Raw genomic sequence first — 13,024 nt, forward strand, 5'->3', positions numbered from 1 at the left:
TCCTATGATACAACCCTTGTGTTATGTAATTGTTAAAAGCATGCTGAGGGGGTCAATCTAAGGAGAAAAAATGGCTTCCTGCAAATCCTGCTTCGTGCTGAATGCGGCCCAGATTCTGTCGAGAATCGACGAGCTCAGCGATGTCCTTGAACAGTGCGTCAATGATGGCGCCTCCGTCAGCTTTATGCTGCCTTTTAATCGTGAGAAATCACGGCCTTTCTGGATGAACGTCGCGCAAAGCGTTGCCCGTGGTGAAAGACTCGTTCTTGGCGCCCAGAATGCCCAGGGAACGCTTGTCGGTACCGTCCAGCTCATTATCGATCAACCTGAAAACCAACCTCATCGCGCCGATGTCGCTAAGCTGCTGGTTCATACTTCTGCGCGGCGGAGCGGGATTGCCCGGAAACTGATGAACGAGCTGGAAAGTTGTGCGCGTCAAAGGGGCAAAACGTTGCTGGTGCTCGATACGGCGACGGGCAGTGGCGCGGAGTTGTTCTACCACAAGTGTGGGTGGCAAAAAGCAGGAGTGATACCTGACTATGCCAAAATGCCTGACGGGACGCTGACCGGGACCACACTTTTTTATAAAACTCTCTAATTTGTCGCTGGGGATTGATCAAAACAGGGTTTCAGTGTATTAAAGTTTGCTAACCTATTGGACCAATTCAATCAGGTTGTATGACTAATTAAAAAGGGAACCCATTGTGCAAACTTTAAATCGTCGCGATTTCCCCGGTGCTCAGTATCCTGAACGCATTATTCAGTTTGGTGAAGGAAACTTTCTGCGCGCCTTCGTTGACTGGCAAGTCGATCTGCTGAATGAGCATACCGATCTTAACTCTGGTGTGGTCATTGTCCGACCTATCGAAAGTACTTTCCCTCCATCACTGAGTACACAGGACGGCCTTTATACCACCATCATTCGTGGTTTGAATGAGAAGGGCGAGGCCGTGAGCGACGCCCGTTTAATTCGTTCGGTTAACCGCGAGATCAGCGTCTATAGTGAGTACGATGAGTTCCTGAAGCTGGCGCATAACCCTGATATGCGTTTTGTTTTCTCCAATACCACCGAAGCCGGCATCAGCTATCATGCTGGTGATAAGTTTGAGGATGCGCCAGCGGTGAGTTATCCGGCCAAACTGACCCGACTGCTGTTCGAGCGTTTCAGCCATTTTAATGGCGCGTCGGATAAAGGCTGGATAATCATTCCTTGTGAACTGATTGATTACAATGGTGATGCGCTGCGTGAACTGGTTCTGCGCTATGCCCAGGAGTGGGCATTGCCGGAAGCATTTATCCAATGGCTGGATCAGGCCAACGCCTTTTGCTCCACGCTGGTGGACCGTATTGTCACCGGCTATCCACGTGATGAAGTCGCGAAGCTTGAAGCGGAACTGGGTTATCACGATGCGTTTCTGGACACCGCAGAACACTTCTATCTGTTTGTTATCCAGGGGCCGAAGTCATTAGCCGCTGAGTTGCGTCTGGATAAATATCCGCTGAATGTCCTGATTGTTGATGACATCAAACCGTATAAAGAACGGAAAGTGGCGATTCTCAACGGCGCACATACCGCATTGGTTCCCGTTGCCTGGCAGGCTGGGTTGGATACCGTGGGGGAGGCCATGAATGACGCGGAGATTCGCGCCTTCGTGGAAAAAGCGATCTATGAAGAAATTATTCCAGTGCTGGATTTACCACGCGATGAGCTGGCGTCTTTTGCCAGCGCAGTGACAGGTCGATTCTGCAACCCGTATATCAAACATCAGTTGTTGTCGATTGCCCTGAACGGCATGACTAAATTCCGCACTCGCATCTTGCCGCAACTGCTGGCGGGGCAACAGGCCAGCGGTAAACTGCCTGCGCGTCTGACTTTTGCGCTTGCCGCGTTGATTGCGTTCTACCGTGGTGAGCGTAACGGTGAGTCTTACCCGGTTCAGGATGATGCGCACTGGATGACGCGTTTTCAACAGCTATGGTCCCAGCATCATGACCGGCAGATAAGTACCGAAGAGCTGGTTAAAGCTGTGCTGGCCGTTACAGAACACTGGGAACAGGATCTGACGGAAGTTTCCGGACTGGTAGAACAGGTTACTGCCGATCTGGATAGCATTTTGCTAAAAGGCATGCGCGAAGCCGTTAAACCACTGTGCTAATACGCAGACCCGGCTCAGGCCGGGTTTTTTACAGATCTTACTTAGTTACAACATACTATAATTTTCTACTTTTATGGTAACAGTCTGCCACTTCAGCGCATCGTCCGTTCAGCAGGAGGAAAGATGTTTAGATAGTGTTGCGATTAGCTTGCAACATTGATCATGTTCGCGTCTAATGTGATGGATTTCACATTTTCCTGAAGATAACCATGATCGTTCGCCCCCAACAACACTGGCTACGCCTGATATTCGTCTGGCATGGGTCGGTATTATCTAAAATTTTTTCACGTCTGCTGCTGAACTTCCTGCTCTCCATCGCCGTTATTATCATGCTGCCGTGGTATACGATGCTGGGCATCAAATTTACCCTGGCGCCGTTCAGCATTCTCGGCGTGGCGATTGCTATCTTTTTAGGTTTTCGTAATAACGCCTGTTATTCACGTTATGTTGAGGCTCGACACCTGTGGGGGCAGTTGATGATTGCTTCCCGGTCGCTGCTACGTGAAGTAAAAACTACCTTGCCGGACGACAGCGAACTGGGACAGTTTGTTCGTCTGCAAATCGCCTTTGCCCACTGTTTACGCATGACTTTACGCCGTCAGCCACAGGCTGAACCATTGGCGAAATACCTTAGTGAGGAGGATCTGCGAATAGTATTTGCCTCACAATCACCGGCAAATCGCATTCTGTTGCTGATGGGGGAATGGTTGGCTGTATGTCGGCGCAATGGTCAACTGTCAGACATATTATTCCATAGTTTAAACAATAGGTTAAATGATATGTCTGCGGTGCTGGCAGGATGTGAACGGATCGCGAATACCCCCGTCCCGTTTGCTTATACCTTAATCCTTCATCGCACGGTCTATCTGTTTTGCATCATGTTGCCATTCGCGTTGGTGGTAGATCTACATTACATGACGCCGTTTATCTCAGTGCTGATTTCCTATACTTTTATTTCGCTCGATACGCTTGCAGAAGAGCTGGAAGATCCGTTTGGTACAGAGAACAATGACCTCCCGCTGGATGCGATTTGCAATGCCATTGAAATCGATTTGTTACAGATGAATGATGAAACAAACGTGCCAGCAAAACACATTCCGGATAAGCATTACCAACTCACTTAGTTACATTCTTTTGCCACCATGTAGGCTGCATATCTGAAAAAGAGTGAAATTCCGGCGCCAGGTCTTCATCGTCAGGATCGTCAAAAGCGCCAGCTAACAGCGCAATAACCGGGGCGTCATCAATGGCGCCTACGGAACTGCCACACTGAGGGCAAAATGCCCGACTTGACGTCTCAGAAGAGCGCCAGGTTGTCGGTTTTCCGGCTTTACCCGTCCACGTTACATTTTCTGCATTAAACTCAATCCAGACGACGGTTGGTGCGCCCGTATGTTTCCGACATATATCGCAGGAGCAGGTATGGGAATTATTAGGACTGCTTGCCGCGAAGCGAATCGAACCACACAGACAGCCACCAATGTAGACTTTAGACATGACAACTCCTGTCAGAAACACGTTGCCAGACACTAGCAGATGACAGGCTTTGCCACTAGATCCTCATGATAAAAAGGCGAGGGCGCGCATGGCAGATAGTCAGCTCCTGTGATGCACTTATAATAAACGCTTAATCATTACGTCTGGCTACGATAAATAACCGCGGAAAGGCCAGCAAAATTTTACCGTTTTCCTGCAGAGGATATTGTTCCTGAAGCAGTTCATGATAACGTGCGAGGTAAAGATGTTGCTCATTTTCGCTCAAATCACGCAACCAGGGCCGCAGGCCCGTTGAGCTTACCCAGTCGATAATCGATTGATGTGAATCCATAACGTGATAATACGTTGTGCGCCAGATATCCACCTCACAGCCCGCTTCAGTCAAAATATCATAGTAGGCGTGAACGCCAGGAAGCGGCGAGCGGCCCCGGTCAGGGTAACCTTGTTCATAAGCCACTTCACGCATCAAAACATGTGTTGGCTCTAGCCAGTTATCCGGCATTTGTACCGCCAGCACGCCATTGCGAGCCAGTAGCGATACCAGATGCGGGAACAATTCATAGTGATCGGGAACCCACTGCAATGAGGCATTGGCATACAGCAGGTCCAGAGGCTGCTCTGTCTGGAATGAACGAATGTCCGCTTCAATAAAACGGCATGTCGGTAATGCATTGCGCGCCTCATTAAGCATGGCGGGTGAGGTATCTACCCCGGTAATTACAGCCGAGGGCCAGCGCTGATGCAGTAATGCCGTACTGTTTCCCGGACCACAGCCAAGATCGACCACTGAATGGACATTCTCTAACGCCACTCTGCTGAGTAATTCCGCAGCGGGTCTTGATCGTTCAGTTTCATATTGCAGATAAAGCGCAGGATTCCAGTCGGCCATGAATGAATCTCCAGTATGAGAGAAGAAGGCGGAAAGGGGCACATAAGTCCTTGCCGATGAGCCATTTCTTTTAGAAGATTATATGAAAATACAGGAGAAGGGCAGAAATATGCTGGAAACATCAAGACTGATTTTACGCCCGTGGGAAGACAAAGACAAAGCCCCGTTTGCCGCATTAAATGCCGATCCGGACGTGATGCGTTTTTTTCCGGCTCCGCTGCAACGAACGGAAAGCGACAACCTGGCTGCCAGATTCCAGGAAGGCATTACAGAGCGCGGCTGGGGATTCTGGGCCGTTGAACTTAAAGAAACACAGCAGTTTGTGGGGTGTGTAGGTTTACATCCACAACCTGATAAATTTCACTTTTCACCCTGTACCGAAATAGGCTGGCGTCTTGCTAAATCCTTCTGGCACCAGGGGCTGGCATTGGAGGCCGCCGAGGCGTGCCTGACGTTTGCTTTCGAGGACCTGGCGTTAAGTGAGGTGGTTTCATTTACGTCGGTGCTGAATAAACCGTCAGAGCGTCTGATGATACGGTTAGGCATGAATAAAACTGAAGAGTTCGTGCATCCCGCGTTGCCCTCTGATCACCGGTTAGCACAACACATCCTGTATCGGAGGGGGGGAATTTGATTACCGTTTTTCGGAAAGTTAGCGATGTCTCATGGAGCAGTATATAACGATTACCTACTTTTGGTCAGATACAGCCCATGAACCTCGGCGAGCTTCTCACAGGCTAAAGTCGGGCCAAAATCAGCGTAGCGTTCGCGGATAATTCGTAGTGCTCGTTCAGCTAGGCCCGGCATCAGTTGCCGGTTGCCAGGCTGGCCACGACGACGGTTAACAAGTGAAAGCGGCCCATGTTCACGATAGCGCTCCAGCAACCGTCGGCAGTGTCTGTCAGATATCTCAAGCCGGGTTGCTGCAAGACGTGTGGTAAGACGGCGGTCGATAACGTCCTGAAGGATCCTGAGTCGGTTTACATCGTTCATTGAGAAAAACTCCGTTCCGTATGCCGTCATGAGTCTCATCCTTTGAAAGCAGTGATCGCTGTGGTGAGACTGTAGCGCGGACATGTCTATTTGGTCAGAGACGGACATCTCAATTTAGCTACTACATCACTTGTCAAAGCTCACTGAAATTGTCTAATCACTGGCTCGTTAAAATGTCCGTGTGTTGAAAAGTCCGCTTAGTGCCAGGAGGGGACATTACAGATATGGCCGCGCGGTGTCACTTGCGGGGGTTACATGATTTACCTGTAATCAAGTGCAATAGCAAACGGGCAAATATTCTTGAGGCTGCGGGGAAGTGCAGCCTCAGTGATATGACTGTGGAAAGCGGTTTATTATTTCTTTGCTGCTCGAATCAGGCCGTCAAGCCATTCCTGATGACCATTAAGCATTGGGTTCGGGCGGGTATTTGCCAGATCTTTTGCCGGGACTCCGTTTTGTGTTTCCTGCGTTAGGATACGGACCCTGTGACCGGAAAGATCCTCCAGTAGCCACGCATGATGGACATCGAGTCGTTGAGCGGTATCTTTTTCACCGGCCCATCCGTGCCATGCCAGGCGAGCAGGTTTACCTTCAGCAGGTGGAACAAACTCCACAACCTGAGCTTCAACTGGGAAACCAAACGTGCTGAAGTAGAAGCGAACCCCATTTTCCAATTCTGGACCTTTGTTGTCATAAAAGCGCACATCGGCGGAATTTTTATAGTATTCCGGCCATAGCAATGGCTGACTCAGGAGCGGCCAGACATCATTGACGTTCAGACCTGAGATGATCATTTCATTAGAAACAAAGTTATCGGTAAAACCCGGAATAAAGCCTTCAGGCCAGTTAATCGCGTTCATAAATTTCTCCAATTGCTATAGTTGAGTGTACTGCGTGTGTCATTACGGCAGTAACGTGATGACAGTGATTATTGGTGCAATGGAGTTATAAGGCGAATTGTCATTACTTATATTCTTAATAAAATAAATTATATCAGGGCGCGGGATGTTGGCTTACTTCTGCGCATAAAGCACGAATCCACTGATGACTTGGGTCACGATGGGTTCGCTCATGCCAGGCCATGCTCTTGGTAAAGCCGGGTACTTTCAGGGGCAAAGGGAGAATGATGAGATCGTTGTTAGTCAGGACCATGCGGTGAGGTACAACTGCAATCATATCAGTCACCTGCAATATATCAGGTATCACCTGAAAACTATTAACTGACATGCCTACTCGTCGTGTCAGACTGAGCTTAGCCAGTGCTTCATCTGTAACACCGGTGAAGTTACCTTCTGATGACACCAGAATATGTTCCTGTTTGCAAAATTGTTCGAGCGTCATTTCTGAACTCGCTGCCAGAGGATGATGACGTCGTGCTACGCAGACATAATCTTCTTCATAGAGCGCTCTTCCATGCAGGTCTTCGGGGGTTGTTTGCGGTGTTATCAAAGCCAGATCAACTTCACCCCGAGACAACTGCTGATACATTCGCTCATTGTCCACGGGCCGCACGGCGATTTTAATATTCGGTGCACGTTGTTTTAGCTCAGCCATCAACGGAACTACAACAGCCTTAAGTGCATAGTCCGTTGCGACGATGGTATAAGTCAGTTCCACCGTCACGGGATCAAATTTCTTTGGTTTCAGCAGGATAGCGATATCGGTGAGGATTTGTTTTACCGGCGTAGAAAGTTCGTTGGCCCGCATTGTGGGGACCATACCGTGGCTGGTGCGAACAAAGAGTGGATCGTCAAAGTAATCACGCAAGCGAATAAGCATACCACTGACGGCAGGCTGCGTCAGGGAGAGGCGCTGTGCAGCCCGAGTCACGCTTCCCTCATCCAGTAATGCATCAAGGGCCTTAAGAAGGTTAAGGTCGAGGGTTCTGATATCATTTTTCATAATGAACTAGCCTGACAGATATTAAAATTTTAATTCAGGCTAAATGCTCGGGAAAAGGTTGTCTAGAAGGTTTGCGAGTGTTTTCCTTTTGGGGGAACTTCCATTTCTGGATGGTAAGCCTTGTACGGATAAGTCCGCTTCGCTCAAAGCGGACCTTAAGCTCTCTTGCATTGCAGCTCTATGAAGATGGGATTATGTCTGCCATCATTGTTCTCTGTCCATATGTCTCGGGAGTGTAGGGGATATAGGTACGATACGGTCCAATTCCGATATAGCCAACACCATGAATAACAGGACGCATTAACGCTTCTCGTCGTTCTTCTTCATTGCCGAAGTCATATGAACGGTCGGCAACCTTTCCAGATTTGATAGCTGAGCAATAAGCTTTGGTTGTGTGCCCAGTTTCTTCAAACTGAACGACATAATAACCACGGCAATTATGATTGAGAAGCTTGCCAAGAATGCGATAACGACCATAACGATTAGAGGTAAAGATATTGCCTGAATACACAACTGACGCATCAGAAGAATTCCAAAATCAACTAATGCCGAAGTGGGCACATAGCCGAAACAAAGAAGACGTGTTCCAGTTTGCAGTAACCAGAATCACATCCAGCTAATGTCGAGGCTTGCACAAGCTAAAAGACGAAACAGGTTTTGATGATGTCGGTCAGGTGAATGAAGAAATCACAACGAGCACAATCCCTCGAACGCAGTGAGAGCTTAGCCATAGAAGTCCACAATCTGAACCAGAGGGCGCAAGACAATCCAACTGTTATGCGAACTAACGACTGCACCAATCTGGCTACAAATCTCGTTACCTGACGTTAGTGCGCATAATGTATATTATGTTAAATCGCGTGATGTGCACAAAGTCATAGAGTTAAGTCCCCATTAATCTTTCGTTTGCTGGCATTTGGACATTGGTTGACACCACTACTAACTCATCGCTTCTAAGACGAATATAGCATCACCTTTACGTGTCGAGGAGCTGGCAGCTCGCGTGCAAATGAGCACGCCCTCTTTCCACCAACACTTCAGGCAGCTTGCGGGAATGACCCCGCTTCGGTATCAGAAATGGCTGCGCCTCAATGAAGCCAGGCGACTGATGCTGAATGAACATTACGATGTTACCACATCAGCCTATGCTGTCGGTTATGAAAGCCTGTCCCATTTCAGCTGGGAATATTCGAGAATGTTCGGGGAGTCACCTAAAAGGGATATAACTGTTCTGAGAAAATCTGTCGGTAAAAATGATATTAAATGAGCTGTGCTTTTTCCCGCACTACCTAAATTTTGTAGAACAACGTATTTGCTGCTATCGGAGACTGAACGAAGCCGAAATACTCATAGAATGCCCGAGCTTTGCCATCAATAGCATGTACCATGATGGCTTTGATGCCCACTTGATCGGCTAAGTTGGAAATTCGCAGTACCGCATCATTAAGTAGCCATTTTCCGAAACTATGCCCCTGAGTACAGACATCAACAGCAAGACGTCCCAGCAGAACGACCGGAACCGGATCGGGCATATTCTGACGTAAACTACGGCCTAAATCAGCATGGCTCACGGACCCGGTTGCAATGGAATAGTAACCCACAACACGCTGAGTAGATTCAAGACAAATGACGAATGTGCGCGATGCGTTGAGGTACTGATTTTTAATCGCCCGCCGACGTAGCCAATCATTTAACACGTCATTACCACAATCAAATGGCTGGAGATCATGTCCTTCGGTCAGCAAGACCGGTGTCGTGACGTTTATTTCCATTTGGGCTTCACATTCATCAGGCGTTGACGCCCTTCAACGTTCTGAACAGGTGCTTCAAGCTGTTCAATGAAAGACTGATAACGGGCATCGTCCAGGACGAATACTCGTTGATCCAAAATGATATTCTGGGCCTCATGCACGGCCTTCTCAATGATGAAGTCAGTACGGTTTTTATTGACCAAACTTGCGGCGTAGTCAATTACCGCACGTTCCTCATCAGTAGCCCGGATATTAATTTGCTTATCACGAGTCGGTTTACGGGCGCTGCTTTGCATGGTTATCTCCTGTTGGTAACAAATTGCTATACACTACTTTAGCTAAATTGGTAACGGATTGCTATACGAGAAAGAGTTCTTCCATCGCGATTAGCCTGAAGTGTCAGGTCTGTCCGCCCTCTTCTTTTTACTGTTTCAGCGAATGTTCCTTGGAAGATCAGTGTCGATTTGGGCCATTGCTGGTCGTTCCGCTTTCTTGTAATCTGTCTCGTTGCACGACTGACAAAATCTGGAAATACCGAACTGGACTTCATATGAATGCTCATACTTCAAAAGACCCTTTACATGGCGTAACGCTAGAAATGCAGGTCAATGCACTGGTCGATCGTTTTGGTTGGGCCGAGCTTGCTCAACGCATTAACATCAACTGCTTTAAAAATGAACCGAGCGTTAAATCCAGTTTAAAATTTCTGCGCCGTACGCCGTGGGCGCGTGCTGAAGTTGAAGCGCTCTATCTTGATTCGCTGCATGACGTGACCCCGTTCAACAACACTATACCTGCTATTGATCCCTGGGCTAACAGCCGCAACAAGAAAAAATAAGAGCAAAGTCTGATGCCAGCATCCGGTTTCTTTTCAGGAAAATATCAGAAAAAACTGGCGAATATCTTCGTCCGTTGCCACGCCAGATTACCGCGAACCAATCTGAAATGGTTCGCGGTACTTGTGGGCAGTATGTTGTTACTTGGCAGTTGCTCTTCACAGCCGCCCGGTCCCAAAGTCGCCCCACTACCTCCGGTGAGTAAACCGCAACAGAATAAGGAGCCGGTGCGCGGAATCTGGCTGGCGACGGTTTCCCGTCTGGACTGGCCGCCGATCTCATCAGTGAATGTCAGTTCCCCTGCCATCCGTATCAGCCTGCAGCAGAAAGCGTTGACGGATAAGCTGGATAACCTGAAACGTCTTGGCATCAACACCGTTTTTTTCCAGGTCAAACCCGATGGCACCGCATTGTGGCAATCTAAAATCTTGCCGTGGTCAGATACGCTAACCGGCACGATTGGTCAGGATCCGGGTTACGATCCGCTACAGTTTATGCTCGATGAAGCGCATAAACGCGGCATGAAAGTTCATGCCTGGTTTAACCCTTACCGCGTATCCGTTAATCTCAAACCATCAACGATCACCGAATTAAACAGCACGCTGTCGCAGACGCCCTCCAGCGTTTATGTCCTGCACCGGGACTGGATCCGCACCTCGGGCGAGCGTTTTGTGTTAGATCCCGGTATTCCCGAAGTACGCGACTGGATCACCAGCATCGTGGCGGAAGTGGTGGAAAATTATCCGGTCGACGGCGTGCAGTTTGATGACTACTTCTATACCGAGTCTCCCGGTTCAGCGCTTAACGACAGCCAGACCTTCAGAAAATATGGTCAGGGATTTGATTCCAAAGCTGACTGGCGGCGCGATAACACGCAACGATTGATCGCCCAGGTTTCGCGGACCATCAAGAAACTTAAGCCTGAGGTGGAATTTGGCGTCAGCCCCGCCGGTGTATGGCGCAATCGTTCTCACGATCCTGCGGGTTCCGACACCCGTGGCGCAGCAGCGTATGATGAATCTTATGCCGATACTCGTCGCTGGGTACAATTAGGCTTGCTGGACTACATCGCCCCTCAGTTGTACTGGCCTTTTGCCCGTGATGCGGCGCGATACGATGTGCTGGCGAAGTGGTGGGCAGATGTTGTGAAATCAACCAACACTCGCCTTTACATTGGAGTGGCGCTGTATAAAGTCGGCGAACCTTCACGAAAAGAGCCGGACTGGACAGTCAAAGGTGGCGTGCCAGAGCTGAAAAAGCAGCTCGATCTGAACGAGTCCGAACCACACATCAACGGCACCATCCTGTTTCGCGAAGATTATCTCAATCAGCCGCAAACGCAGGAGGCCGTAACCTATATTCGCAGCCGTTGGGGGCGTTAATGGTTATCTTTAGGTCAGTGTAACGACGGTATCTGCATCACTTGGACAGTAACCGGCGGACATTATCATTAATTTGTTTTTGGATCGTATCCAGCGTGGTTTGCGTTATCTGCTCGGGATATTTGTCTCTGGCCATAGCGCTCAGCCCTGACGCAGAGTGGCAGATCTTTTCGATTATGGCGTTCACCTGGTCAGCAGAGAGCTCAGCTTCCTGAACGCCAAGCAACTGAAGGTGCTTTCTTTCGATATCCAGCGCCTCCCTCAGCACGTCCATTTGGTGGTACCCGCCGGGTCCTTCACACCAGGTGACGTCGTAAGCCGGAGCCAGAGTCCAGTTTCCATCGGCTGACATTAAATAAGCAAAGTTCTTCGGATGATCGTCTCGATTGTTGAATGCCACGTTGAAAACCACGCGTTCGAACGCTTTCGCCTTTTCTCTGACATCATTGGTACAGATCTGCGTGGCGCGCAGAAAATCCCGGTAATCTAAAGCGCCGGGTAACTGGTAATTTGCGCCGGTTAGAGCCGCCAGACTCTGCATTGGAATACGTATTGACTGGTCACGGTCGAAACGGCGGGTGGCAAAGGCCGCCTGCCCACCAGGCAGATCAAAATATGCCGTATCGGGCGTGCTAATCCCACATTGACGCAAGCATTCAGCATAAACCGCTTCGATGGCGCATACTTCAGCATGCTCATGCCTGGCGGGAAATTTAATCAACCAGCTTTCGCTCCCGGGTAGTGGCGCAGTAGTAAATTTTGACGTGACACTGTCACGATAAAGTAGCGCTTTTGGCCTTGCCCCTTGTGGCGAACCGCCCATCTGAAGCAATTTTTGCAAGAATTCCCCACCGTCTCCACTCAGGACTTCCTGCACCTCAGCGGCCAGTTGTTCGAGAGGCACATCCTCTTTTGAAATCTTCTCGACATCTGACTGAACGGGCTGGAAAGTCATGGCGCCCATCGCGTTGTTGCCGACCCAGGTTAAGCGCTCCAAAGGACCTATGCGCGCTGCGTTTAGTCCGCGGCGTTTAAATAATCGGTCCATCAACAGCATACCCCAGCCATCAGGTAACGAATCATAGACTGGTCCAGGTAATCCCAATTGATGAGCCGGGAAATCCCTGCGTAAACGTGGGCCGTTCAGCGGTAACATCAGCCGGGACAGTTCCAGTCCCTTACGTATGGCGTCTTCACTGTATTCAAAGGCGATCAACGGGCGTCCGGTCAGGGCTGTGGAAGACACCAGTTTTCCCCACAGCCATTTTTCACCCCAACCTTCATAAAAGACATCAACTTGTTCAGGCATCAGAACTTTTCCTTTTCACCCGCTGGCGTGCCGCGCTCTTCTCGTAACGCAAAATATCATCCAGACTGTCTATCCTGGGTTTGAATAAACCCTCCAGCGCATCGCCATAGCCTAACACCATTGCGACTTTGACCAGATTCTCAAATCCCACATTCTTACCTGTTTCCAGATTCGAAACGGTATTCACACCGACACCTGAACGCGCGGCAACCTCAGCCTGCGTCATTTGCCGCGCGAGTCGTTCTTTACGCAATCTGTCACAGAGTAGTTTGACGATATCAGCAGCCGTATTGAGTGTTAAATCCATAA

At 49.2% G+C, this 13,024-nt stretch carries 14 protein-coding genes and 2 pseudogenes; 7 read left to right on the forward strand and 9 right to left on the reverse strand.

Annotation, left to right across the window (positions count from 1 at the left end; translation table 11 throughout):
• Window positions 1-70: 70 nt before the first annotated feature.
• The 3 genes from FOB24_RS13175 to FOB24_RS13185 all read left to right on the forward strand — a co-directional run bounded on the left by FOB24_RS13175 (window position 71) and on the right by FOB24_RS13185 (window position 3,280).
• A complete protein-coding gene (locus FOB24_RS13175; protein WP_150345021.1) occupies window positions 71-598 on the forward strand; it encodes a GNAT family N-acetyltransferase in 528 nt (175 codons plus the stop codon).
• Window positions 599-704: 106 nt separating this feature from the next.
• Window positions 705-2,156, forward strand: a complete 1,452-nt coding sequence (locus tag FOB24_RS13180) for a tagaturonate reductase (RefSeq protein ID WP_069325035.1) — start codon at window positions 705-707, stop codon at window positions 2,154-2,156.
• A 209-nt stretch (window positions 2,157-2,365) separates the two neighbouring features.
• Complete coding sequence (locus FOB24_RS13185) at window positions 2,366-3,280, forward strand: bestrophin family protein (protein WP_150345022.1); 915 nt, start codon at window positions 2,366-2,368, stop codon at window positions 3,278-3,280.
• Here FOB24_RS13185 and FOB24_RS13190 read toward each other — a convergent pair.
• Entirely contained in the window at window positions 3,273-3,653 is a 381-nt protein-coding gene (locus FOB24_RS13190; protein ID WP_085048228.1) for a GFA family protein, read from the reverse strand. The genes FOB24_RS13185 and FOB24_RS13190 overlap by 8 nt on opposite strands.
• Window positions 3,654-3,783: 130 nt before the next feature.
• Window positions 3,784-4,542 (reverse strand): trans-aconitate 2-methyltransferase, encoded by a 759-nt coding sequence (tam, locus tag FOB24_RS13195; RefSeq protein WP_085048227.1) that lies wholly within the window; start codon window positions 4,540-4,542, stop codon window positions 3,784-3,786.
• Between the two features lie 109 nt (window positions 4,543-4,651).
• Between tam and FOB24_RS13200 the strand changes: the two genes are divergently transcribed.
• Window positions 4,652-5,176 (forward strand): GNAT family N-acetyltransferase, encoded by a 525-nt coding sequence (locus FOB24_RS13200; protein ID WP_150345023.1) that lies wholly within the window; start codon window positions 4,652-4,654, stop codon window positions 5,174-5,176.
• A gap of 59 nt (window positions 5,177-5,235) precedes the next feature.
• Here FOB24_RS13200 and FOB24_RS13205 read toward each other — a convergent pair.
• From FOB24_RS13205 to FOB24_RS13215, 3 genes and pseudogenes are all read right to left on the reverse strand, one after another.
• Window positions 5,236-5,565, reverse strand: a pseudogene (locus FOB24_RS13205) (helix-turn-helix domain-containing protein); the annotation flags it as partial.
• A gap of 323 nt (window positions 5,566-5,888) precedes the next feature.
• Window positions 5,889-6,395 carry an SRPBCC family protein gene (locus FOB24_RS13210; RefSeq protein WP_004110859.1) on the reverse strand — a complete coding sequence of 169 codons (507 nt, stop codon included), beginning with the start codon at window positions 6,393-6,395 and terminating at the stop codon, window positions 5,889-5,891.
• Window positions 6,396-6,528: 133 nt separating this feature from the next.
• Entirely contained in the window at window positions 6,529-7,437 is a 909-nt protein-coding gene (locus tag FOB24_RS13215; RefSeq protein WP_023464152.1) for a LysR family transcriptional regulator, read from the reverse strand.
• 955 nt (window positions 7,438-8,392) lie between these two features.
• Here FOB24_RS13215 and FOB24_RS13225 point away from each other — a divergent pair.
• Window positions 8,393-8,704: pseudogene (locus FOB24_RS13225) on the forward strand (helix-turn-helix transcriptional regulator); the annotation flags it as partial.
• Between the two features lie 22 nt (window positions 8,705-8,726).
• Here the strand turns inward: FOB24_RS13225 and FOB24_RS13230 are convergent.
• Together FOB24_RS13230 and FOB24_RS13235 are read right to left on the reverse strand one after the other, a co-directional pair.
• Window positions 8,727-9,209: a GNAT family N-acetyltransferase gene (locus tag FOB24_RS13230; RefSeq protein ID WP_085048216.1), complete on the reverse strand. Its 483-nt coding sequence runs from the start codon at window positions 9,207-9,209 to the stop codon at window positions 8,727-8,729.
• On the reverse strand, window positions 9,200-9,484 hold the full coding sequence (locus FOB24_RS13235; RefSeq protein ID WP_150345024.1) for a type II toxin-antitoxin system TacA family antitoxin: 285 nt from the start codon (window positions 9,482-9,484) through the stop codon (window positions 9,200-9,202). Before FOB24_RS13235 ends, FOB24_RS13230 begins: the two co-directional genes overlap by 10 nt.
• Before the next feature lie 254 nt (window positions 9,485-9,738).
• Between FOB24_RS13235 and FOB24_RS13240 the strand changes: the two genes are divergently transcribed.
• Window positions 9,739-10,026, forward strand: a complete 288-nt coding sequence (locus tag FOB24_RS13240; RefSeq protein WP_150345025.1) for a VF530 family protein — start codon at window positions 9,739-9,741, stop codon at window positions 10,024-10,026.
• A 12-nt stretch (window positions 10,027-10,038) separates the two neighbouring features.
• On the forward strand, window positions 10,039-11,406 hold the full coding sequence (locus FOB24_RS13245; protein ID WP_150345026.1) for a glycoside hydrolase family 10 protein: 1,368 nt from the start codon (window positions 10,039-10,041) through the stop codon (window positions 11,404-11,406).
• A gap of 37 nt (window positions 11,407-11,443) precedes the next feature.
• On the opposite strand, the gene FOB24_RS13250 is transcribed toward FOB24_RS13245, so the two are convergent.
• Together FOB24_RS13250 and FOB24_RS13255 are read right to left on the reverse strand one after the other, a co-directional pair.
• Window positions 11,444-12,715, reverse strand: a complete 1,272-nt coding sequence (locus tag FOB24_RS13250; RefSeq protein WP_150345027.1) for a type II toxin-antitoxin system HipA family toxin — start codon at window positions 12,713-12,715, stop codon at window positions 11,444-11,446.
• Complete coding sequence (locus tag FOB24_RS13255; RefSeq protein WP_150345028.1) at window positions 12,708-13,022, reverse strand: helix-turn-helix domain-containing protein; 315 nt, start codon at window positions 13,020-13,022, stop codon at window positions 12,708-12,710. The genes FOB24_RS13250 and FOB24_RS13255 overlap by 8 nt, the downstream gene beginning before the upstream one ends.
• Between the last annotated feature and the right edge of the window lie 2 nt (window positions 13,023-13,024).

This window comes from Citrobacter werkmanii, from assembly GCF_008693645.1.
Lineage (GTDB): Bacteria > Pseudomonadota > Gammaproteobacteria > Enterobacterales > Enterobacteriaceae > Citrobacter > Citrobacter werkmanii.